This is a genomic window from Dyella flagellata, from assembly GCF_030160275.1.
Classification (GTDB): Bacteria; Pseudomonadota; Gammaproteobacteria; order Xanthomonadales; family Rhodanobacteraceae; genus Dyella_B; species Dyella_B flagellata.
Genome location: NZ_BSOA01000036.1, coordinates 1 through 21,460, shown reverse-complemented (window position 1 = coordinate 21,460; position 21,460 = coordinate 1). Strand labels below are relative to the sequence as shown.

General features: G+C 62.1%; 17 protein-coding genes and 1 pseudogene. 13 read left to right on the top strand and 5 right to left on the bottom strand.

Going from position 1 to position 21,460, the window contains the following annotated elements; translation table 11 throughout:
* The first annotated feature begins 120 nt into the window (after window positions 1-120).
* From QQJ96_RS15585 to QQJ96_RS15575, 3 genes are all read left to right on the top strand, one after another.
* Window positions 121-2,523 carry a ribonucleoside-diphosphate reductase subunit alpha gene (locus tag QQJ96_RS15585; RefSeq protein WP_404649449.1) on the top strand — a complete coding sequence of 801 codons (2,403 nt, stop codon included), beginning with the start codon at window positions 121-123 and terminating at the stop codon, window positions 2,521-2,523.
* 70 nt (window positions 2,524-2,593) lie between these two features.
* Window positions 2,594-3,610, top strand: coding sequence for a ribonucleotide-diphosphate reductase subunit beta (locus QQJ96_RS15580; protein ID WP_284332939.1), 1,017 nt, complete (start codon window positions 2,594-2,596; stop codon window positions 3,608-3,610).
* 16 nt (window positions 3,611-3,626) lie between these two features.
* Complete coding sequence (locus QQJ96_RS15575; RefSeq protein ID WP_284332938.1) at window positions 3,627-4,055, top strand: GNAT family N-acetyltransferase; 429 nt, start codon at window positions 3,627-3,629, stop codon at window positions 4,053-4,055.
* A gap of 21 nt (window positions 4,056-4,076) precedes the next feature.
* Here the strand turns inward: QQJ96_RS15575 and QQJ96_RS15570 are convergent, their stop codons facing one another.
* Window positions 4,077-4,559 (bottom strand): GNAT family N-acetyltransferase, encoded by a 483-nt coding sequence (locus tag QQJ96_RS15570; protein WP_284332937.1) that lies wholly within the window; start codon window positions 4,557-4,559, stop codon window positions 4,077-4,079.
* 100 nt (window positions 4,560-4,659) lie between these two features.
* The gene (locus tag QQJ96_RS15565; protein ID WP_284332936.1) at window positions 4,660-5,340 is read right to left on the bottom strand and encodes a DUF2076 domain-containing protein; all 681 of its coding nucleotides are present in this window, start codon (window positions 5,338-5,340) and stop codon (window positions 4,660-4,662) included.
* Between the two features lie 192 nt (window positions 5,341-5,532).
* Here QQJ96_RS15565 and QQJ96_RS15560 point away from each other — a divergent pair, with 192 nt between their 5' ends.
* The 4 genes from QQJ96_RS15560 to QQJ96_RS15545 all read left to right on the top strand — a co-directional run bounded on the left by QQJ96_RS15560 (window position 5,533) and on the right by QQJ96_RS15545 (window position 10,386).
* Window positions 5,533-5,919: a BlaI/MecI/CopY family transcriptional regulator gene (locus QQJ96_RS15560; protein WP_284332935.1), complete on the top strand. Its 387-nt coding sequence runs from the start codon at window positions 5,533-5,535 to the stop codon at window positions 5,917-5,919.
* A gap of 1 nt (window position 5,920) precedes the next feature.
* Window positions 5,921-7,744 (top strand): M56 family metallopeptidase, encoded by a 1,824-nt coding sequence (locus QQJ96_RS15555; protein WP_284332934.1) that lies wholly within the window; start codon window positions 5,921-5,923, stop codon window positions 7,742-7,744.
* A gap of 117 nt (window positions 7,745-7,861) precedes the next feature.
* Entirely contained in the window at window positions 7,862-9,163 is a 1,302-nt protein-coding gene (locus QQJ96_RS15550) for an ABC transporter permease (protein WP_284332933.1), read from the top strand.
* Between the two features lie 8 nt (window positions 9,164-9,171).
* The gene (locus QQJ96_RS15545) at window positions 9,172-10,386 is read left to right on the top strand and encodes an ABC transporter permease (RefSeq protein WP_284332932.1); all 1,215 of its coding nucleotides are present in this window, start codon (window positions 9,172-9,174) and stop codon (window positions 10,384-10,386) included.
* 127 nt (window positions 10,387-10,513) lie between these two features.
* Here QQJ96_RS15545 and QQJ96_RS15540 read toward each other — a convergent pair whose 3' ends face one another.
* Window positions 10,514-12,859: a S9 family peptidase gene (locus QQJ96_RS15540; protein ID WP_284332931.1), complete on the bottom strand. Its 2,346-nt coding sequence runs from the start codon at window positions 12,857-12,859 to the stop codon at window positions 10,514-10,516.
* A 158-nt stretch (window positions 12,860-13,017) separates the two neighbouring features.
* On the opposite strand from QQJ96_RS15540, the gene QQJ96_RS15535 reads away from it, so the two are divergent.
* Both QQJ96_RS15535 and QQJ96_RS15530 read left to right on the top strand, forming a co-directional pair.
* Window positions 13,018-13,431, top strand: a complete 414-nt coding sequence (locus tag QQJ96_RS15535; RefSeq protein WP_284332930.1) for an acyl-CoA thioesterase — start codon at window positions 13,018-13,020, stop codon at window positions 13,429-13,431.
* Between the two features lie 15 nt (window positions 13,432-13,446).
* The gene (locus tag QQJ96_RS15530; RefSeq protein WP_284332929.1) at window positions 13,447-14,196 is read left to right on the top strand and encodes a glutathione S-transferase family protein; all 750 of its coding nucleotides are present in this window, start codon (window positions 13,447-13,449) and stop codon (window positions 14,194-14,196) included.
* A 9-nt stretch (window positions 14,197-14,205) separates the two neighbouring features.
* On the opposite strand, the gene QQJ96_RS15525 is transcribed toward QQJ96_RS15530, so the two are convergent.
* Window positions 14,206-15,105, bottom strand: a complete 900-nt coding sequence (locus QQJ96_RS15525) for a LysR family transcriptional regulator (RefSeq protein WP_284332928.1) — start codon at window positions 15,103-15,105, stop codon at window positions 14,206-14,208.
* Window positions 15,106-15,209: 104 nt separating this feature from the next.
* On the opposite strand from QQJ96_RS15525, the gene QQJ96_RS15520 reads away from it, so the two are divergent.
* The 3 genes from QQJ96_RS15520 to queF are packed head-to-tail and all read left to right on the top strand — an operon-like array spanning window position 15,210 to window position 17,429.
* A complete protein-coding gene (locus QQJ96_RS15520; RefSeq protein WP_284332927.1) occupies window positions 15,210-16,202 on the top strand; it encodes an aldo/keto reductase in 993 nt (330 codons plus the stop codon).
* A gap of 6 nt (window positions 16,203-16,208) precedes the next feature.
* Window positions 16,209-16,559: a RidA family protein gene (locus tag QQJ96_RS15515; RefSeq protein ID WP_284332926.1), complete on the top strand. Its 351-nt coding sequence runs from the start codon at window positions 16,209-16,211 to the stop codon at window positions 16,557-16,559.
* Between the two features lie 45 nt (window positions 16,560-16,604).
* A complete protein-coding gene (gene queF, locus QQJ96_RS15510; protein ID WP_284332925.1) occupies window positions 16,605-17,429 on the top strand; it encodes an NADPH-dependent 7-cyano-7-deazaguanine reductase QueF in 825 nt (274 codons plus the stop codon).
* A 96-nt stretch (window positions 17,430-17,525) separates the two neighbouring features.
* On the opposite strand, the gene QQJ96_RS15505 is transcribed toward queF, so the two are convergent.
* Window positions 17,526-20,789: a TonB-dependent receptor gene (locus QQJ96_RS15505; protein ID WP_284332924.1), complete on the bottom strand. Its 3,264-nt coding sequence runs from the start codon at window positions 20,787-20,789 to the stop codon at window positions 17,526-17,528.
* Between the two features lie 483 nt (window positions 20,790-21,272).
* Between QQJ96_RS15505 and QQJ96_RS15500 the strand changes: the two are divergent.
* A pseudogene (locus QQJ96_RS15500) lies at window positions 21,273-21,460 on the top strand (hypothetical protein); the annotation flags it as partial.

Here is a 21,460-nt window from a genome sequence, read left to right as displayed (position 1 = left end):
CCCGGAGCATCCGACATGCAGCCTGTCGATACCGAATCGCGCGAGCGCACTGCCGACCGCGCGGATACAGCCGTCTTTTCCGCCGACGCCAGTCCGTCGGCCCTAACTACTCCTGTCACGATGTCCGCTACCGCCGAAGCACCTTTCACCCTTACACCCCCGCACAACCCCGGTCAGATGCGCGTCACCAAGCGCAGCGGCCGACACGAAGTGGTCGACGTCAACAAGATCGTCCGCGCGGTCACGCGCAGCGCCGAAGGCTTGCACGCGGTCGATCCGCTGCGCGTCGCGCTGAAGACCATCGGTGGCCTGTACGATGGCGCCACCACCCAGGAGCTGGATCAGCTCTCCATCCGCACCGCCGCGGCGCTGACGGCGGAAGAACCCGAATACGGCCAGCTCGCTGCGCGCCTGCTTAGCGCCTTCATCGACAAGGAAGTGAGCGGACAGGAGATCCAGAGCTTCTCGCAATCCATCGCACGCGGCGCCGAGCTGGGCATCGCCAATGCGCGCCTGCGCGATTTCGTGGCCGAGAACTCGCGCAAGCTCAACGACGCGGTCGATCCGCACGCCTCGCGCCGCTTCGAATACTTCGGCTTGCGCACGGTGTACGACCGTTATCTGTTGCGTCATCCACAGCTGCGCAAAGTGATCGAGACGCCTCAGTACTTCTTCATGCGCATCGCCTGCGCGCTGGGCGGCAACGAGATCGGCGAGACATTGGAGCTGTACCGCCTGCTCTCCTCGCTGGAATACATTGCAAGCTCGCCTACGCTGTTCAACGCCGGCACTGCGCACGAACAGCTCAGCTCCTGCTTCCTGCTCGACTCGCCGCAGGATTCGCTGGAATCGATCTACGAGAAATATGGCGACGTGGCCAAGCTCAGCAAGTTCGCCGGCGGCATCGGACTGGCTTATACACGCGTGCGTTCACGCGGTTCGCTGATCAAGGGCACCAACGGCCACTCCAACGGCCTGGTGCCATGGCTGAAGACGCTGGATGCCTCGGTGGCCGCGGTGAACCAGGGCGGCAAGCGCAAGGGCGCGGCCTGCGTGTACCTGGAGCCGTGGCACGCGGATATCGAGGAGTTCCTCGAACTGCGCGACAACACCGGCGATGAGGCGCGCCGCACGCACAACCTCAACCTGGCCAACTGGATCCCGGACGAATTCATGCGCAGGGTGGAGCACGACGGCAATTGGTCGCTGTTCGACCCGAAGGTGGTGCCGCATTTCGTGGACAGCTGGGGCGAAACCTTCGAGCGCGCCTATCACAAGGCGGAAGCGGAGGGCCTGGCAGTCAAGACCGTCAAGGCACGTGAGCTGTATGCGCGCATGCTGCGCACGTTGGCGCAGACCGGCAATGGCTGGATGACCTTCAAGGATCGCAGCAACGCCACCAGCAACCAGACCGCCAAGGCCGAAAACGTCATCCACCTTTCGAACCTGTGCACCGAGATCCTGGAGGTGACCAACGCCGGCGAAACAGCGGTGTGCAACCTGGGTTCGGTCAATCTCGCCCGGCATGTCGTGGATGGCCAATTTGATTTCGCCAAGCTCGCTGCCACCGTGCGCACCGCGGTGCGCCAGCTCGATCGCGTGATCGACCTGAATTTCTACCCGATCGACACCGCCGCCACCGCCAACCGCAAGTGGCGCCCGGTGGGCCTGGGCGTGATGGGTTTGCAGGATGTGTTCTTCAAGCTGCGCCTGGCGTTTGATTCGGCGGAAGCATTGGAGTTGTCCACGCGCATCGCCGAAGAGATCTACTACAACGCATTGGCGCAGTCGAACGCCCTGGCCGAACAGCAAGGTGCGCATCCGGGCTTCGATGAAAGCCGCGCCGCGAACGGCGAGTTGCAATTCGACTACTGGCCGGATGCCAAGCCGCATGATGCAGCGCGTTGGGATGCGTTGCGCGAAGCGATCAAGGCCAAGGGTCTGCGCAACTCACTGCTGATTGCGATCGCTCCCACTGCGACGATCGCATCCATTGCCGGCTGCTACGAGTGCATCGAGCCGCAGGTCAGCAACCTGTTCAAGCGCGAGACGCTGTCCGGCGACTTCCTGGTGGTGAACCGTCACCTGGTGGACGAGCTAAAGGCGCTGGGCTTGTGGACATCGGAAATCCGCGACGCCATCAAGCTGGCCGAGGGTTCGATCCAGGGTATCAGCGCGATTCCGGAGCGCTTGCGTTCGATCTATCGCACCGTGTGGGAGCTGCCCCAGAAAGCGTTGATCGACCTGGGCGCGGCCCGCGGTGCCTACATCGACCAGAGCCAGTCGCTGAACCTGTTCATGGAAAACCCGAACATCGGCCAGCTCAGCTCCATGTACATGTACGCGTGGAAGGCGGGCATCAAGACTACCTATTACTTGCGCTCGCGCCCGGCTACCAAGATCGCCAAGACCACGGTTTCGGCTGCGGCTGTTGTGTCGCCAGCTCCCGACGCACAGGAGGCAGCCACGGCTGCGGTGTTCTGCTCGCTGGAAAACCCGGAATACTGCGAGGCTTGCCAGTAACCATAACTCGTCGTCCCGGCGAACGCCGGGACCCAGTGACCTCCTACATGTTGCGAGTCAAGGAACATCCATGTCCGCCCAGCCCCACCACATCCTCGACCCCGGCTTCGAACTCACCCTGCGCCCGATGCGCTATCCCGAGTTCTACGAGATGTATCGCAATGCGATCAAGAACACCTGGACGGTGGAGGAAGTGGATTTCTCGCTGGACGTCACCGATCTCAAGTCGAAGATGACGGATGCGGACCGCCACCTGATTCATCGCCTGGTCGCGTTCTTCGCTACCGGCGACACCATCGTGGCGAACAATCTTGTGCTCAACCTGTACCAGCACATCAATGCGCCCGAAGCGCGCATGTATCTCTCGCGTCAGTTGTTCGAGGAAGCGCTGCACGTGCAGTTCTACCTCACCCTGCTGGACACCTATATCCCCGATCCGAACGAGCGCAACAAGGCGTTCGCGGCGATCCAGAACATTCCATCGATTCGCCAGAAAGGCGCGTTCTGCTTCAAATGGATCGACTCCATCCAGAACTTGCAGAAACTGGAAACGCGCGAGCAGCGCCGGCAGTTTCTGCTCAACCTGATCTGTTTTGCTGCCTGTATCGAAGGACTGTTCTTCTTCGCCGCCTTCGCCTACGTATACTTCCTGCGCTCGCGCGGCCTGCTGCATGGCCTGGCCTCGGGTACCAATTGGGTGTTCCGCGACGAATCCGGCCACATGGCCTTCGCCTTCGACGTGGTACGCACCGTGCGTGCCCAGGAGCCGGATCTGTTCGACGAAGACATGCGCACGCAAGTGGAGGCCATGCTGGAAGAAGCGATTGCCTGCGAAACGCAATTCGCCGAAGACGTGCTCTCCGGCGGCGTCGCCGGACTGTCGGTCAAGGACATGCGTCAGTACCTGGAATACTGCGCGGACCAACGCCTCGCCCAGCTCGACCTGCCAAAGAAATACGGTGCGAAGAATCCGTTCGACTTCATGGACCTGCAGGACGTGCAGGAAGTGACCAATTTCTTCGAGCGTCGCGTGTCGGCGTATCAGGTGGGCGTGCAAGGCGAAGTCGCCTTCGACATGGCGTTCTGACGCATAATCGACGGCCATGGACTTGCCGCCTATCGTTCTTACCGACGCCCCCACGACCGACGAGCTGGGGGCGATCCGCCGCCAGCTCGATCAATTCAACCGGGCCGCCTGTGGCATCAGTGACCAGCGTCCGCTGGCATTGCTGGTGCGCGACCCCACCACCGGGGAAGTGCTAGGCGGGCTCAATGGACGCAGCTCGCGCGGCATGCTGTATATCGACGTGTTCTTTTTGCCCGAGTCGATGCGCGGCACCGGCCTTGGCAGCAGGCTGTTGCGCATGGCCGAAGAAGAAGGCCTGCGTCGCGGCTGCCGCATCGGCCTGCTGTACACCAACAACTTCCAGGCGCCCGGGTTTTACCTGAAACACGGCTGGCGCGAGTTCGGCCGCTTTCCCACCGATCCGCCGGGTACCTGCCGGATCTATTTCACCAAAGAGCTGGACTGAACCCAAGGGATTTGCAAATCCCTAAGCCAGCAAACGCTTCTCGAATCGCCACACTTCCAGATCGTAGGGTCCGCTGCTGGTTTCCACCGGGGTAACAAACTTGCCGGTGTTGTGCCAGCCATGCTTCTCGTAGAACCGCACCGCCCGATCATTGCCGATGGCGCAGGACAGCCATGCTGTCTGGACGCCTTTTGCGGCGAGCCGCGCCTCGCCATCCGCCATCAACGTGGCGGCGACACCTGCACCTCGCGCCTGGGGTGAGACGAACAGTTGATAAAGCTCGTCTTCTTTCAACATGCAGAAGCCGAGCGGCGTACCGATCGCACCCACCACCCGCAGTTCGGCAAGCCCGCGTAGCAGTCTTTCCTCAAAACTTTCCCGCGTGCGCAGTCGAGCAAGTTCTGTCGGCAGGATGGCGGCGTGCGCATCCTGCCAGCCGTCGAACCACAGCTGCGCCAGAGCAGTTGCTTCACTGACAAGCGCATTCCTTACTTGCTCGCCCATGCCGGTCCGTTCTGTGTTGGCCGAGGACTAAATGCTCCCTCCCCTGCCAAGGCAGGAGAGGGTTGGGGTGGGGTTGCTTGAGCTTGCCGCGCTGCCCCGCTCACGTCCAGCTGTTGTCGTCGTCGACGCTGTTGCCATCGAAGTTCGCATCATCGAAATCGTTGGAGGCGAAATCCTGGTCGCCGCCACTGGGCAGGTTGTTGTTACTGCCGTTGTCGAAGAAGTTGTTCTCGGTGACGTTTTCGATGACTTCCGGCTGCCCGCCACCGAAACCACCGCCGAACATGCCGCCGCCATGATGGCCGCCCAGCAGGCTTTCGATACCGTCGAACAGGAACATGCCACCCGCTACACCGGCCGCGGTGGTAGCCGCATTGGCAAGGAAGCTCGAACCGCCGCCCTGCTGCGGAGCGGGAGCGGCCGGCGCGCTGCTGCCGAACAAACGCTCACGCCAAGTGGGCGCCTGAGCGGGAGCGGCCTGCTGCTGCGGGAACGGCGGCGGGTTTGCACCCCAGGAAGATTGCTGAGGCTGGCCGCCGAGGAAGCTGCCGCCACCCTGCTGTCCGGCCATTTGCGACTGCAACTGCGCAATCTGCGCCTTGGCCGCGTCCAGCGCATGCTGCTGCAACAGGCAGCGCTGCACCAGCAGGTACACCGCGTCAGGCTGGTTGGCCAGGCGCTGGTGGATCAACGCATCGGCCTGCGCGTCCTTGTTCACGCCGGTCACGGCGGCCAGGCGCTGGAGGAAATCGTCGAGGAGGAGTTGTTCCTGGGGAGTCATGAAATCACCGGGTTGCTAGTGCCGGCACGCTGCCGGCGAAGATGGAAGTATGAGCGCGATGTGTGACCTCAAGAGTGCCGGTCGTCCTATCCATTGCCGCCGGTTCACGAACGCTTTGGGCTAGGGCTGTTGACTACAGATGTAGTCATGGAGTAGCGTGACTACACTTGTAGTCACACACGTGGGACGGTCATGGCCAAAGCAAGCATCGGGGACCAGGAACTCGCGCTCCTGCATTACCTCGCTGAACACGAGAACGCCACAGTAGGCGAGGTCGCCGCCGGATTCGGCGAGGCGCGCGACCTCGCCCGCTCCACCGTGCTGACCATGATGGAGCGCCTACGCGCCAAGGGCTATCTGAAGCGCCATCATGTCGAGGGCGTGTACCGCTACAACACGGCAACCCGGCCAAACGAAGCCTTGAACAACGCCGTGGGGCAGTTCGTCGAGAAAACCTTGTCAGGCTCACTCTCACCGTTCGTGGCCTGGATGTCGCAGAAAGGGGAAGTGAGCGACAGCGAACTGGCCGAACTGGAAGCCCTCGTTTCGCAATTGCAATCGCGGCGTAAGGAATCCTGACATGCACTCCCTCACCATGCTTGCCGATACCTTGCTAGCCCGCCTTGCCTGGACCTCAGCGCAGGCCGTTTTGTTGATCGCCGTGCTATGGCTGGTGATGCGACTACTGCCGCGACTCTCGCCCTCCATCCGTTGCATGCTTTGGTGGCTGGTTGCTGCACAGCTAGTAGCCGGCGTTTTGATCAGCACGCCGGTGCAATTGCACTGGTTGACGCCTAAAGCATCCATGCCTGTTACGCCGATCGGGCATGCTGTCGCCCACGTGCATCTACATGGCGGCGCCGCAGCCACACTTGTTACGCCTACTGCTCCGCTAGCGACGGAACAAGCGGCCTGGTCTTGGCCGTTAGCGATCGTGATCGCGTGGATTTGCGTTGTGCTGCTGCAGACCTGCCTGACGATACGGCAATGGTTCGAAAGCCGCGCCCTGTTGCACCATGCCACGCCAATCACAGATGTCGCATTGCAAGCGCTGCGCACGCGACAGGCACGCGCATTGGGCATGCGCCGTCTGCCGGCACTGCGCATGTCGCAAGCCATCGTGTCGCCCCAGGTCAGCGGATTGTGGCGCCCCGTGGTGCTGCTGCCTGCCGAACAAACACTGTCTGCCGATGAACTGGCGATGGCGATGGCCCACGAGCTGGCGCATATCAGGCGTGGAGACCTATGGCTGGGCTGGATACCGGCGATCGCGCAACGCCTGTTCTTCTTCCATCCACTAGTGCGCTGGGCAGTGCGCGAATACGCCGTCTATCGAGAAGCCGCGTGCGATGCTCAGGTATTGCAACGACATGGCGCCGCACCGCACAGCTATGGCCATCTGCTGGTGCGCCTGGGCGTGGTCGATCCCGTGCACGCCAGCCTCGCCGGTGCGTCCTCCACCTTTCAGAACCTGAAAAGGCGACTGATCATGTTGCAGCAAAGCGAAACGACACCGCGCATGCGTGGCTGGCTACTGGTCGCGGTCATTGCATTGGTCGGCGTGCTGCCATATCGCGTAACCGCGGCCGGCGCCGAACAAGCGGGGACGGCAGCGGCGACCGCACCTACTACCGGCAATTTCGCCTATGTGCCTCCCGCACCGCCCCCTCCTCCACCGGCCTTGCCCTCGCCACCACCACCCGCACCGCCGCCGCCCGCACCACCGACACCACCCAATTTCGGCTTCCACGCGCATCATGTGGATATCGACACCCAGCCCAACGCGGATCGTGGCCTAGTCTTGCTGGATGGCGACACTGTGGTAGTCGACGGCAGCGACGCGGACCTCGCCCAGGCGCGGCGCCTGAGCAAAGCGGATGGCTCGTTGCTTTGGCTGCGCGAGAACGGCAAATCCTATGTGATCCGTAACGCCGACGCGATCCGGCAAGCCAAGGACATCTATGCCCAGAGCGCGCAATTGGCGCAGGCGCAAGGTGAGCTTGCCGGCAAACAAGGCGAGCTAGCCGGCGAGCAGGCGGGCTTGGCCGCGCGCCAGGGTGCGCTAGCGTCACGACAATCCGAGATCGCTGGCCGCCGCGCCGCCATCCAGGCGCAACGCGAAGCATTACGTGCGGCATCGGCATCGCCTGACCACATCGGCGACGCGGCAAGCCTCGAAGGGCAATTGCGCGGCATTGACTCCGAAGAGGCCGAAGTACAGCGTGAAAGCAAGGCCATCGACCAGTCTGCTGCATCCTTGTCCAGGCAGGAAGCCGAGCTGTCGCAGCACGAGACTGAGATGTCAAAGCAACAGCAACTAAGTTCGCAACAGATGGACAAGCAACTTGACGAATTGCTGCGCAACGCGATCGCCAAGGGCTTGGCCAAACCAGTGGATCGATGACGGTAAGGGTGCGCACCAACGCGCACCCGGCGTCCAAGTAGCACATCCAGCCATGCATACACCGCCACCGACGTAGGCGGATGGTGTACTGCACCCTACGTGTAAGGAAAATTCACGATGCTCGGTTACTACTGCCTGCTCGCTCTTTACAGCTTCAAATGCAGCAAGACCATCACTGCCTTGATGGTACTCGCCATTGGGCTGGGCATCGGCGCCAGCATGACTATGATCACCGTGCTGCATGTGATGTCCGGCGATCCGCTGCCAGGCCGCAGCGCGCACCTGTATGTGCCGGTGATCGATCCGCATCCGGTCAGTCCCGCCAAGCCCAAAGACAACGTCGTGGATGGCGCCGTGACCTGGATTGATGCGATGTATCTGTTGCATACCGCGCGCGCGGACCGACAGGCCGCGATGGCCGCCGGCTCGCTGCCGGTGCATCCTGCGCAAGGATCGGTGCGGCCGTTCTTCGAATCGGGGCATTACGTCACCGCCGATTTCTTTCCCATGTTCGGCACCCCGTTTCACGCCGGCGGTGGATGGAGTGCGCGGGACGATGAAAACCACGCGCGCGTGGTCGTGCTCAACGCCGACTTGAATCGCAAGCTGTTCGGCAATGCGTCGGGTATTGGCCATACAGTACGCCTGAAGAACACCGACTTCCGCGTGGTTGGCGTACTGGATGACTGGCATCCGCAACCCACCTTCTATGCGCAGATCGACAATGCCGCCTTCGGCAGCACCGATGAGTTCTTCATACCGCTGGAGACTGCGCAGGAGCTGAATTTCGGCATCGCCGGCCGGATGTGGTGCTGGGGTAACAGTGGTGATGCACGCCTGAGCGATCACTGCGCCTGGCTGCAGTTCTGGGTGCAATTGAACAGCGCGAGCCAGGCGAGCGCCTACCGTGGTTTCCTCGCCGATTACTGGCGCGATCAGCAGCGGCACGGCCGCTTCCCACGTCCGGAGAACGCGCGCCTGTTTGGCTTGATGGACTGGCTCGGCAACCAGCATGTAGTGCCTGCCGACCTGCGCCTGCAGTTATGGCTTGCTTTGGGTTTTCTGGGCGTGTGCATGCTCAACATCGTCGGCCTGCTGCTGGCCAAGTTCTTGCGCCGCAGCGGCGAGATCAGCGTACGGCGCGCCCTAGGCGCGCGGCGGCGCGACGTTTTTGCGCAATTGGGTGTCGAAGCCGGCATGATCGGGCTCGTCGGTGGTGCGCTGGGCTTATGTCTGGCCGAGCTAGGTCTGTGGAGCGTGCGCCAGCGGCCAGACGGCTACGCACACCTGGCCCAGATGGATGCCGCCATGCTGCTGGGCACTTTTCTGCTCGCACTTATCGCTGGCCTGTGCGCCGGAATGGTACCGGCTTGGCGCGCCTGCCGTATCCCTCCCGCTCTGCAACTCAAAACCCAGTGAGGCGCACCATGTCACTGCCACCGCTCATCGCCAGCCTTACTCGTCACAAGCTCACCGCCTTGCTGCTAGCGCTGCAGGTCGGCCTGACCTGCGCCATCGTCTGCAACGTCGCCTTCATGATCGTCGATCGCGTGCAACAGCTGCGCCAGCCCAGCGGGGTGGCGGAAAGCGAACTGGTGATGATCGAGAGCACGGACCTCGACCAGGATGCGAAGCCGCTGGTTCGCCACCAAGCCGACCTGGCAGCCTTGCGCACCATCGTAGGCGTGCAATCGGCGGTAGCGGTCGATGCGTTGCCGTTCAATCATCACGATTGGAGCAACGGCATAGCTGTCGTACCAGACGGTCCCGCCCGCAACACCGCCACAGTGTTCAACGGCACAACCGGCGAACTAACCACGCTCGGCCTGCATTTGCTTGAAGGACGCGATTTTTTGCCGGACGAATATGTGCCGATGGGCAGCGCGCATGACTGGAACGGCATCGACCAGGTGCCCGTCACTATCGTCACACGTGCCTTGGCCGAAAAGCTGTTTCCGGGCCAGGACCCGCTGGGTAAAGACATCTATCCGGGCGACAAGCCGGTACGCATCGTCGGGGTGGTCGAGCACTTGCTGCGCCCACAGGGGCACGAAGGTGCCGACAATGACTACGCCACTGTGCTGCCGTTGCTGCCGGACGCCAACGACGTGACCTATGTGTTGCGCACCGCGCCCCAGGACCGCGATCGCGTGCTGAAGCAAGCCACCGTCCTGCTCGACCATCTGCATGCCAATCGCATCCTTCGGCACGCGCAGAGCTTCGAGCAACTGCGCGCCGATTACTTCCATCGCAACCACACCATGATCGGGCTGTTGGTCGCCGCAGCTGCTGGCTTGCTGGTCGTCACCGCGCTTGGCATTGCAGGCCTCGCCAGTTTCTGGGTGCAGCAACGCCGGCGTTCCATCGGCATTCGTCGTGCGGTGGGGGCAACGCGCCGCAATATCCTGCATTACTTCCAGCTGGAGAATTTCCTGATCGTGGCTACCGGCATCGCATTGGGTAGCGTGCTCGCCTATGGCTTGAACATGCTGTTGATGTGGCACTACGAGCAGACCCGCTTGCCCTTGCCTTACCTTGCGATAGGCGCCATGGCGCTTTGGCTGCTCGGCCAGCTTGCCGTGCTCGGTCCCGCGCTACGAGCCGCTTCCGTTCCACCGGTAGTGGCAACGCGAGCCGCGTAGGCTGGGATGATAATCCCAGCATCGAGAATCCACGAAAGAAGCTGGGATTCTCATCCCAGCCTACGAGCCGCTGCCGGAAGGCGAGCAGCAGGCCACGTATGTGGCATTGCTGCTCGCCTCCATGGCATTACCGCCACGGCCAGGGCTTGAGCGCGTATTCCCTCGGCGGCGTATCGCCGGCGAGGTACTGCACGAAGTAATCCCAGCGGCGACGCGTGACATAGGGCGTGTCGGCAGCGTACCCGTGATGCTGGTTGGGCAGGTACAGCATGTCGAAATCCTTGTTCGCCTTGATCAGCGCATCCACGACCAGCAGCGTGCTGTACGGCGGCACGTTGTCGTCGATCGAGCCATGCACCAGCATCAGCTTGCCCTTGAGGTTCTTGGCGACCAGCTGGTTGGCCTGGTTGTCGTAGTTGGTGCTACCGTCCTTGTTGGTGACCAGCAGACCCTGCCACTTCTCGCCCCAATCGTCCTCGTATTCGCGGTTGTCGTGGTTACCGCTCTCCGCCCAGCCGACCTTGAAGAAGTCCGGATAACGGAACATGGCGTCAGCGGTGGTATTGCCACCACCGGAATGGCCCCACATGCCGACGCGGTCGAGATCGATCCACGGGTAGCGCTGGCCGAGCTGCTTGATGGCGGTGATCTGGTCCGGCAGCGTGTTGTCGCCCATCTGGCCGAACCACGTATCGTGGAACGCCTTGGAACGCCACGGTGTACCCATGCCGTCGAGCGCCACCACGACGAAGCCCAGCTCCGCCAAGGCCTGATGGTCGCCCTCCGCCGGACTGAAGCCGAAGGTACGCACCGAGCCGGTCTGCGGACCCGGATAGACATAGTCGACGATCGGATACTTCTTGCTCGAATCGAAGTGCGTAGGCTTGAACAGCAGGCCATACAAATCGGTTTTGCCGTCGCGCGCCTTCACCACGATCTGCTCGGGCGGCTGCCAGCCGGTGGCAAGCAAGCGCTTGATATCGGCCTTGGCTACGGTCGCAAGAGTGTGTCCGTCGTTGGCGTCACGCAGCACGGTGACGGGCGGATTGGTGGTGGTGGAATAGCTGTCGACGAAGTACTTGCCGTCATCGGACAGGGTGATGGTGTGATCGGCCGGTTCCGGCGTAAGCAACACCGGCTCACCGCCGTCCAGGCTCACTTTCCAGAACTGCTGGTAATACGGATTGACGCCAGCTGTGCGGCCCACGCCGCGGAACCATACAGTGCGCGTCTTCGCATCCACCTTCAGCACTTCAGTGACATTGCCCTCGCCGGTGGTAATGGGGTGCTTGGGCTGGCCGTTGCTGAGGTCATACAGGTACAGGTTGCCCCAATCGTTGCGTTCGCTGAACCAGATCGCCTCGTTCGCTGCCGGCAGATAGCGCCAGTTCACCGCGCCGTTGCCGCTTTCATAGTACGTGGCTACGTCTTCATGGAAGACTGTGCGCACTTCGCCAGTCTTCGCATTGGCGATGCGGAAGGTTTCGTGCTTGTGGTCGCGCGAGGTGGAAACGAACGCGAGCGTCTTGTTGTCCGGCGCCCATTTCACATCGTCCCAACCACCGTCGTCGCCGCAGCTTACGTCGTCGCACAGGCTGGAGCGGTGCTGGTCCGGCGGCATCTTCAGGCGCACCACTTTATGCGTAGGCACCTCGATGATCACGCGCTGGATCATGGTGACGTGCTCGTCACCGGCCAGCGGATATTTCCACGACTGCAGTTCGGGATGTCCCAGCCGGGTGGTGACCAGGTACATGTCGCCGGTCTTGCGCTGGTCTTGCTGGAATGTCGCGATCTGTTTGGAATCGGGCGACCATTCCAGGATCGCGTTATCGGTGTGTTTCCAGCCGGCGTTGTCGGTGGCGTAGCCGAAATTCTCCACGCCGTCGGTGGTGAGCTGGGTTTCCTTGCCGGTGGCGACGTCGCGCACCCACAAGTTCCAATTGCGAATGAAGGCTTCCTGCTTGCGATCGGGCGATAGCACACCGGGCTCCTTGCCGGTCTTCACCACGCTGGCCTTATCCACGCATTCGCCGGCCGCTTGCAGGTTGCAAAGGTAGTGTTTGCCGCCGATTTGGATGTCGTCGCGTCCGTCGGCAGCCACGCGGTAGTCGGTGATACCCAGCTTGTCAGCCTTGATGTCTTTCTTGCCGGCCTTGACCAGCGCCGCGGCAAGCTTTGCCTGGTCGAGCAGTGGTGCAGCCTTGCCATTGGTGGCATCCATGCGCAGGTAGTGATCACCGCTGGCGTCGTGATCGAGGTACCAGAAATGCGTGCCGTCCAGCCAATGCACACTGCGCACCATGTGATCGACCAGCGGAACGGTGTTGTATGCCATGTAGCGCTCGGCCTGCGCGTAATCCTGCGCGGTGAGCGTGCGGCCCGCCGCCATCGCACTGTTTGCGCCCCCCAGGGCCAGCAGCCCACACACCAATGCGCCGTACAGACGCGACGTGCCGAAGATCAAATGCATGTTTGCTCCCACTAAAATGCGGAACCGGTGGCTCCAGGCATGACCCTTGATCGTATCCAGGCGAGCCATACCCTACCCCTGCCAAAGGTCGGGGTGATTATTGTGCATCGCACTAGACGAAGCTATGGTGAGGCACATTTCTTTGTCAGGGGCTCTTCATGTCGACCGTTATGGAATCCGCTTTGGCAGCCACCCAGTTGCCTGAAGCACGTATGTTGGAGATGGTGTTCCCAGACCATACCAACCACATGCGTACCTTATTCGGTGGCCAAGCGCTGGCCTGGATGGATAAAGCCGCCTTCATCGTCGCCTCGCGCCATGCACGGCGCACGGTGGTCACGGCCCGCTCCGAAGAGGTGAATTTCCGCGTGCCGGTGCGCGAAGGCCAGCTGGTGGAACTGATCGCGCGCGTGGTTAGCGTCGGCTGCAGCTCGATGAAGGTGGAAGTGGAAATGACCGCGGAGGATCCGCTCACGGGCGACCGTCGCGTCTGCACTACCGGTCGCTTCGTTATGATTGCACTTGATTCCAATGGCTCGCCGACGCAGGTGCCGCCGTTGCACGAGGATTAGCTCGGAGTACCAGGCATGTCACAACGCTACACCATCATCGGCAACTACATCTCCCCCTATGTGCGCAAAGTGCTGGTGTGCCTGGACCTGAAGGGTCTGGATTACGATATCGACCCCATCACGCCGTTTATCGGCAACGAAGAATTCAGCCGTCTCAGCCCCTTGCGTCGCATTCCTGTACTGGTCGATGGCACTCTGGTGCTGAATGATTCCTCGGTGATCTGCCAGTACCTGGAAGACAAGCATTCGCAGCCTTCGCTTTATCCTGCCGATATCGCCCATCGCGCAAAGGCGCGCTGGCTGGAGGAATATGCAGACACCCATCTGGCGGACGTACTGATCTGGCGGCTGTTCTACCAACTGGCCATACGCAAATACATCTTCGGCGAATCCACCGACGAAGCCATCGTGCAACGTGCGCGCGAGGTGGAAATTCCGGCGATACTCGATTACCTGGAAACGCAGCTGCCGGCGGAAGGCTTTATTTTCGGAGAGCTGTCCATCGCCGACATCAGCATCGCCTGCTATTTCCGCACGGCTTCGTTCGTGCGCTTTGCGGTGGATGCGCAGCGCTGGCCACGCACCGCAGCGTTTGTTCAGAAGATGCATGCGCTGGCACCGTTCCAAAAATTAGCGCGACTGGAAGAAAGCATCTTGAGGCTGCCCTTGGCAGAGCAACGCAACGCATTGGCTGCGGCAGGGGCGCCACTTACGCGCGAAACGATGGGCACTCTCGCCCCGCGGCATGGCCTGCCGCGCGGGTAAGGCTGGAACCTATAACTGCTTGCCGATCACCTCCACCAGCCAATCCACGAATACCCGCAACCGCGCCGGCATCTGCCGATGTGGCGGATACAGCACCGTTACCGGCAACGAGGGCGGTGGCGTCGAGGACAGGATTTCCTTGAGCTGGCCACTGGCCAGCCCGTCCGCCACGCGATAGCGCGGGAACTGCGCAATACCTAGCCCGGCCTCGACACACGCCATATACGCTTCGACACCGCTGACGGTAACCTGTCCGGGCAGCGTCACTTCCCGTCGCTTGCGTCCCACCATGAACTCCAGCGGCTCCACGCGGTGAGTCGTCGGAGAAGCCCAGTTCACGGCATAGTGCCCTTTGAGCAGATCCGCCAGCGTTCGCGGCGTACCGTGCCTGCGGATGTAGCTTGCGCTGGCCAGGCTGACCTGGCCCAGGTTTCCTATGCTGCGCCCGACCAGACTGGAGTCGGGCAGCTGGCCCACACGCACCACGCAATCCACGCCTTCACGCAGCAGGTCCACGAAACCATCACTGGTACCGATGTCCAGGTCGATCAGTGGATAGCGGGCGAAGAAGGCGGGCAGTGCCGGAATCAGCCACAAACGGGCCATCAGCGTCGGCAGATCGATACGCAAGCGTCCGCGCGGCTGCGCCGATGCCTGCCGGAAATCAGCCTCCACCGCTTCCACGTCGGCGAGCAGTCGTACGCAATGGCCGTAGTACGCCTCACCCTCGCGGGTAGCCCTTACCCGGCGCGTGGTCCGCTGCAGCAACTGCGCGCCAAGCCTGGCTTCCAGGCGTTTGACGGTATGGGTGACGGTGGCACGCGGCAGGTTGAGGTGATCGGCGGCGGCCGTGAAGCTGCCCAGCTCCACGATCCGCGTGAACAAGCGCATGGCGTCGAGGCGATCCACAGATTGTTGATCCAAATGAAATAGTGAAGCTCATTATTGAGCATTTATCGAGAAGCCGCAGCGGCCGATGATGCGCCTGTTCTCCACCCCACGAGGCTTTCATCATGCAGAAGCGCACACTCGGCAAGCACGGTCCCCAGGTTTCCGCCATCGGCCTCGGCTGCATGGGCATGAGCGAGTTTTATGGCGCGCATGACGATGCCGAATCCATCGCCACGATCCATCACGCGCTGGAGCGCGGCATGAACCTGCTGGACACCGCCGACGTATACGGCCCGCACACCAATGAAGAGCTGGTCGGCAAAGCGATCAAGGGGCGTCGCGAACAGGTGTTCCTGGCCACCAAGTTCGGCATCGTGCGCGATCCGGCCAACCCTGCGGCGCGCGGCGTCAACGGCCGCCCGGACTACGTGCGCGCCAGCTGCGAAAACAGCCTCAAGCGCCTGGGCGTAGACCACATCGACCTGTATTACCAGCACCGCGTGGATCCCAACGTGCCGATCGAGGAAACCGTCGGCGCCATGGCCGAGCTGGTGAAGGCCGGCAAGGTGCGCTATCTGGGCCTGTCCGAAGCCGCGCCGCAAACCATCGAGCGGGCCGCCAAGGTGCACACCATCACCGCCTTGCAGAACGAGCTCTCGCTGTGGACGCGCGACGTGGAAGAAAACGACACGCTGGCGACATGCCGCAAGCTGGGCATCACCCTGGTGGCGTATTCGCCGCTGGGTCGCGGCTTTCTTACCGGCGCCATCACCAGTCCCGACGATTTCGAAGCGGACGATTTCCGCCGCAACAACCCCCGTTTCCAGGGCGAGAACTTTGCACGCAACCTGGAGCTGGTGAAACAGGTGGAAATGCTGGCCGCGGAAAAAGCTTGCACGCCGGCGCAACTCGCCTTGGCCTGGGTGCTGGCGCAAGGGCATGACATCGTGCCGATTCCAGGCACGCGCCGGCGTTCGCGCCTGGATGAAAACATCGGCACGCTTGATGTAAAGCTCAGCCAGCAAGAGCTGGAATCGATCGACCGCATCTTCCCGCCGCAGGCTGTAGCAGGCGCGCGTTATGCGCCCCAGGCCATGACCCATATCGGACGGTGACCAACGATGAACGCGATCCAGCGTATTCAGCCGGAAGAAGTCTTCGCCCTGCCGGGCCTCCATGCGGGGGTCCGGGTTGGCGAACTGGTGGGCGTGGGGGATTTTCGTGCCCAGGCCGAGCAGGTGTTCGAAAACCTGGGCGCCGTACTTGCCGAGCGCGGGAGTGGATTCGACCGGATCATGAAGCTCAGCGCCTTTTTCGTGGACATCTCCCGCGACCTGCAGGTGTATCGGGAAGTACGCGACCAGTACATCGCCGCCGAGCATGCGCCGGCCAGTACGGCGGTACAGGTGGCCAAGCTGTTTCATCCCTCGGTGTGGATCGAGGTGGAGGCGGTGGCGGCTTGTGCACCATAACGCAGCCTTTAGGGACAGCTCCGCGGCACGCATTAGAATAGGCGCATGACCACCCCCGAACACTCCCCCCTCGGCAAGCACACCGTCTACGCCGACCGCTACGATCCCTCCTTGCTCTTTCCCATCCCGCGCCAGTCCAAGCGCGATGAGATCGGCGTGCACACACCGCTACCGTTCCAGGGCGTGGATGTCTGGAATGCCTACGAGCTGTCCTGGCTGGACATGCGCGGCAAGCCGATGGCGGGCGTGGCGGAATTCCAGGTGCCGGCGCATTCGCCGAACATCATCGAATCGAAATCCTTCAAACTGTATCTCAACGGTTTCGCACAGGAACCGCTGGCCAATGTGGCGGCGCTGAGCGCGCTGTTGCAGCAGGATCTCACCAGAGCCGCCGGCGCCGTAGTAACGGTAACGATTCGTCCGCCGCGTGCCGCACAGCATGTGTTCGCCGATCTGGAGGGGGAGTCGATCGATGAGCTGCCGGTGAGCATCGACTACTATGGCCCGCCACGTCCGGAGTATTTGCGTACCGACAAGCACGCCGGCCTCGTCGAAGAATCGCTGGTTTCGGACTTGCTGCGATCCAACTGCCCGGTAACCGGCCAGCCCGACTGGGGTAGCGTGCAGATCGCTTACCGTGGCGCACCGATCGATCGCGAAGGCCTGCTGCGATACCTCGTATCGTTCCGCACCCACAACGAATTCCATGAGCAATGCGTGGAGCGTATCTTCGTCGACGTGATGAAGCACTGCGCGCCGGAGCGGCTCAGCGTGTACGCGCGCTATACGCGTCGTGGCGGCCTGGATATCAATCCATTCCGCAGCACCCAGCAGGCGATGCCAGGCAACTTGCGCGGGGCTCGCCAATAATGATCGGGGTGCGCATTTCGCGCACCCCAATCCGCACTGCCTTCCATCCATCGCAGGACGGGCACAATACAAAAGTGCCCGTCCTGATGGCTGGCTTTAGAACGTATACCGCAGCGTCAGCATCGCCGACCAACGCGATACCACACGACTCGGATCATAGAAACCGCCGTCATAGGTCTGCAGCGGCTGCGGCTGGTAGTTGCCGTTCTTGTCGGTGGGCAAGCTGTAGAGGTACTGGCCCTGGGCATTCACGCCGGCATAGTTGACCAGCGTGCGTGTCGGATAAAGGCCGGTGGTGCGTTGCTGGCCCCAATTGGAATTGAGCAGATTGAGCACGTTGTAGATATCCAGGCGGATCTCACCCTTGTTGCCGGGGAAGATGCCGGGAATCTCCTGCGCCACGCTCATATCCAGCTGATTGATCCACGCCGTGCGGGTCCCATTGCGGCCGGCGATTTCGCCGCGGTGATGGCTCAGGTAGTCGTCCGAACCGAGGAAGTTCTGGAACTGCTGGATCGCCTGTGCGCTGGTGCCGGGCGCGAACGCCACCTTCGGATCGTTGACCGTCGGGATGTATACCGGCTCGAAACCGGCAATCGCCAGGCCCGGGGCATTGGTGCCGTTGGCGTCGTTGCCAAACGTCCAGGTGTAGGTGTTGCCATCGCGGCCGGAGTAGAACAACGACACCTTGCTCTTGTAATCGCCGAAGAAGGCGTGCTGCCAGTCCAGAGCGAGCTTAACGCTCTTGCCGGTCTGGTAGTTCGACGGCGCACTATCCCCATCGTTCGGATTGACGCGCGCGATGCGCGAATAGCCGTTGATGGCGATCGTATCGGTGCCCGGATCGACATCCTTCGCGCGGTTGTAGCTGAAGGACAAGCTGCCGGACAAATCCGCGTTGAACGGCTTGCTCAAGGCTAGCGTGATCGTATCGGACGATCCCTTGTTCGTATTCGTGAGCAAGGTGGATGCCGGACTGAAGGCGCGATTCTGGTTGGCCAGCGTATCGGCGGGTTTGCCCGCCTCGCCCGGCGTACGCCAGTACTGCAAACGGCCATCCGGCAGCGTGCCGGTGGGCGCGCCGACATTCAGCACCTGGTACAGAATGCCGTCCTTCACCTGGATATGCTCGTATTCGGCGCTGGCCATCAGGCCCCACCACGGCAGCTCCCGATCCAGCGCCAGGCTGAACTTCCACGCGCTGGGCATCTTGAAGTTCGGATCGACCACGTCGACCGAGCCGGCGCCGCCGCCGGCAGGAATGTTCTGCCCGAACGGATTCGGACTGAACGGCGCCGCCGCCGGGTTGAACGACTGATACTGCAGCAGCGTCACGCCGTTGTTCTGGTACGGATTGGTCAGCCACACCACTGGCGGAGTGGTCTGGAACAAGCCGATACCGCCACGCAACTGCGTGCGCAGCTCGCTGTTGAACAAGTAATTGAACGACAGGCGCGGCTCGATCAAGGTGCTGCGGCTGCTGATGGTGCTGTTGTTGGCGTAGCCGAAAGCCTGGCTGAAGGCAGGGTTGTACGCCGGCGTACCGGTGGCATGCGGAATGTCCGCGCGCAAGCCATATTGCACCGACAGCTGATCGTTGACCTGCCAGGTGTCCTGCACGAAGGGACTGAACTGGCTATACGTCCAACGCCCTGCGATATCGTTCAAGGCGTAGCCCGGCGCCGGATGGAACAAGGTGTATTGCGCGTAATTGCCCGCGGCGAAGTTGTTGAGGCCCCAGAACGTATACTGGCCGAACTCGGTGCGGCCGAACAGGTTGTCGATCTTTTCGCGGTTGTAATCGAAGCCCGCCTTGAAGGTGTGGTCACCCATTACATAAGTACCGGCCCAGTACAGCAGCAGGTTCTTGGTGTTGATGTAGTTGTAGTGACGGAACTGTTCTTCGCCCAGGTTCACCACCGGACCACGGCCGTTGCTGGCCAGGTTGACGGCCACCGCCGGCTGCTGCACCGGTGCCGTGGTTGCCTGCGTGAACTCCTGCGAGGCGATCTTCGTCTCGGTGGAGAAGTTCTCGCTCCAGTCATCGAAGAAGTGCAGCACGTAGTTGTCCGTGCTGATCGCCTTGGTATAGGTGTAGCTGCTCAGGCCCACGCTGTTGGGACCGTTGCCACCGACCGCCGGCTGGCTTTCCCGCGTGCGCTGGTAAACGAAGCTGACGCGATGATTGTTGCTGATGTTCCAGTCGATCTTGCCCAGGTAGCGCTTGTCGTCATAGGTCAAGCCGGACGTGCCGCCGAATTCGCCGGGCTTCAAGCCCAGCTGATTGGCGATATTGATGACCTTCTGCAAATCGCCGGGCGAAACCTTGTTGCTGGTGGAAGCGCCGTTGCCCAGGCTGGAGTCCAGGCCATTGGCCGAATCCGCGCCGATGCCGTTGGTGCGTTCGTGCTCGGCCGACACGAAGAAGAACAGCTTGTCCTTCACGATCGGGCCGCCGACATTGAAGCCGCCGGTCCAGTCATTGCTGTAGCCGTGGTAGTGGTAGCCCGGATTGTTGCTGGGCAGCCAGCCGGCGTCGCCGACCATATGGTTGGCGTTGCGATAGGAGTAATACACCGAACCATGAAACTGGTTGGTGCCGGATTTGGTTACCGCGTTCACGTCCGCGCCCACGGTATCGGAGCCGACGTCAAAGTTGGCGGTTGCGATGTTGTATTCGGCGATCGCCTCGGGCGAAATCGGCGACTTCAGGTACGGCAAGCCATTGGCGTTGAGGCCGAAGGGGTCGCCTTGCGGCACACCATCCACCGACAGCAGGTTGTAGCGGTTGTTCATGCCAGCGGCGGAGAACGAGCCCACGCCCTGGTCCATCACGCTGATGCGCGGATCCAGGCGCACGATGTCGTCGATCGAGCGGTTGCCCAGCGGCTTGGCCTGCAATTCGCCTTGCGACAGATTGGTCGACAGCCCTTTGTTGTCGCTGCTGAAGATCTGCGCCATGGCCGAGGCCCTGACCGTCACGCCGGCCAGCGTGGCCGTGGCCTTCGCCTGTTCGGCCCCCATCACCAGGTTGATCGACGAAGCCTGGCCCAGTTGCAGGTAGACATCGTGCGCTTCCGCTGTCGCGGTGCCCGACTTGCTGGCGGTGACCTCGAACGGACCGCCCACGCGCAGCCCTTGCGCGGTGTAGCGGCCATCCGCGTCGGTCGTGACGTCCTTACGCGTGCCCGAGGGCTGGTGCAGGATGGTTACCGTGGCGCCGGCCACCGGGTGACCTGCTCCATCCACCACGCGGCCGCTCATGCCGGAGGTGGTGATGTTCTGCGCAAGAACGGGGGTGCTGAGCAAAAGGCAGGCAATGGCCAGCGAAAGCCGCTTGGGTCTAGCCGTCGTTATCATGAAAAAATTCCAGTAATGGGTGAAATAGCCACGAAAGCGCCCCTCCCGGCGAACAGGCGTCAAAGGCGAAGCACTTATCTGGTGGTCCCTGCACCCGCGGCCGATGGTGTTGTGGGCGGCCGCAGGACCGCAAAATATTGCCGCAAGAAAATGACAAAGTCGTTAGCTTGTCAGTGCCCCCGCATGGACTGGGCTTTCCCCTCGTTTTTCACGCGGGCAGTGCTGGTCATGACGGGGGCGGCAGGTAAATCCCTACCTGGCCGGCAAGAAGCTCGGCCGCGTATACGACTGGACATTCCCCGGTTCGCAGGACGGACCAGACGCTGTCCGAACAAGCTTCGTGAGTCGCGTCCATAAACCGATTGACCGGTTACACTCTGCGCCCCCGGTCATCGGCACTTCAGATCGCGAGCGCTAGCCTTGGCAGCTGCCCGATAACGCCGCCTGCCGGTAACGCTACCAATCCCTCTCGGAATCCCCTACATGAAACTTTCCGCACGTTCCGCCGCCTTTTATTGCATGACATTGGCCGGCCTGCTGGCGCTCAGCGCCTGCGGCAAGAACGAGCAGCAGCCCGCCAACCAGCCGGCTGCCCCCAGTACCGCACCGGCTCCCGCCGGCACCGCCGCGCATCCGGCGCCGAGCGCCACGGCCGACGCGCCGGCCCACCC

Bases quoted from the DNA above. Each gene is read 5' to 3' on its own strand.
- QQJ96_RS15585 (WP_404649449.1), top strand. From the start codon at position 121: ATGTCCGCTACCGCCGAAGCACCTTTCACCCTTACACCCCCGCACAAC.
- QQJ96_RS15580 (WP_284332939.1), top strand. From the start codon at position 2,594: ATGTCCGCCCAGCCCCACCACATCCTCGACCCCGGCTTCGAACTCACC.
- QQJ96_RS15575 (WP_284332938.1), top strand. From the start codon at position 3,627: ATGGACTTGCCGCCTATCGTTCTTACCGACGCCCCCACGACCGACGAG.
- QQJ96_RS15570 (WP_284332937.1), bottom strand. From the start codon at position 4,559: ATGGGCGAGCAAGTAAGGAATGCGCTTGTCAGTGAAGCAACTGCTCTG.
- QQJ96_RS15565 (WP_284332936.1), bottom strand. From the start codon at position 5,340: ATGACTCCCCAGGAACAACTCCTCCTCGACGATTTCCTCCAGCGCCTG.
- QQJ96_RS15560 (WP_284332935.1), top strand. From the start codon at position 5,533: ATGGCCAAAGCAAGCATCGGGGACCAGGAACTCGCGCTCCTGCATTAC.
- QQJ96_RS15555 (WP_284332934.1), top strand. From the start codon at position 5,921: ATGCACTCCCTCACCATGCTTGCCGATACCTTGCTAGCCCGCCTTGCC.
- QQJ96_RS15550 (WP_284332933.1), top strand. From the start codon at position 7,862: ATGCTCGGTTACTACTGCCTGCTCGCTCTTTACAGCTTCAAATGCAGC.
- QQJ96_RS15545 (WP_284332932.1), top strand. From the start codon at position 9,172: ATGTCACTGCCACCGCTCATCGCCAGCCTTACTCGTCACAAGCTCACC.
- QQJ96_RS15540 (WP_284332931.1), bottom strand. From the start codon at position 12,859: ATGCATTTGATCTTCGGCACGTCGCGTCTGTACGGCGCATTGGTGTGT.
- QQJ96_RS15535 (WP_284332930.1), top strand. From the start codon at position 13,018: ATGTCGACCGTTATGGAATCCGCTTTGGCAGCCACCCAGTTGCCTGAA.
- QQJ96_RS15530 (WP_284332929.1), top strand. From the start codon at position 13,447: ATGTCACAACGCTACACCATCATCGGCAACTACATCTCCCCCTATGTG.
- QQJ96_RS15520 (WP_284332927.1), top strand. From the start codon at position 15,210: ATGCAGAAGCGCACACTCGGCAAGCACGGTCCCCAGGTTTCCGCCATC.
- QQJ96_RS15515 (WP_284332926.1), top strand. From the start codon at position 16,209: ATGAACGCGATCCAGCGTATTCAGCCGGAAGAAGTCTTCGCCCTGCCG.
- queF (WP_284332925.1), top strand. From the start codon at position 16,605: ATGACCACCCCCGAACACTCCCCCCTCGGCAAGCACACCGTCTACGCC.
- QQJ96_RS15505 (WP_284332924.1), bottom strand. From the start codon at position 20,789: ATGATAACGACGGCTAGACCCAAGCGGCTTTCGCTGGCCATTGCCTGC.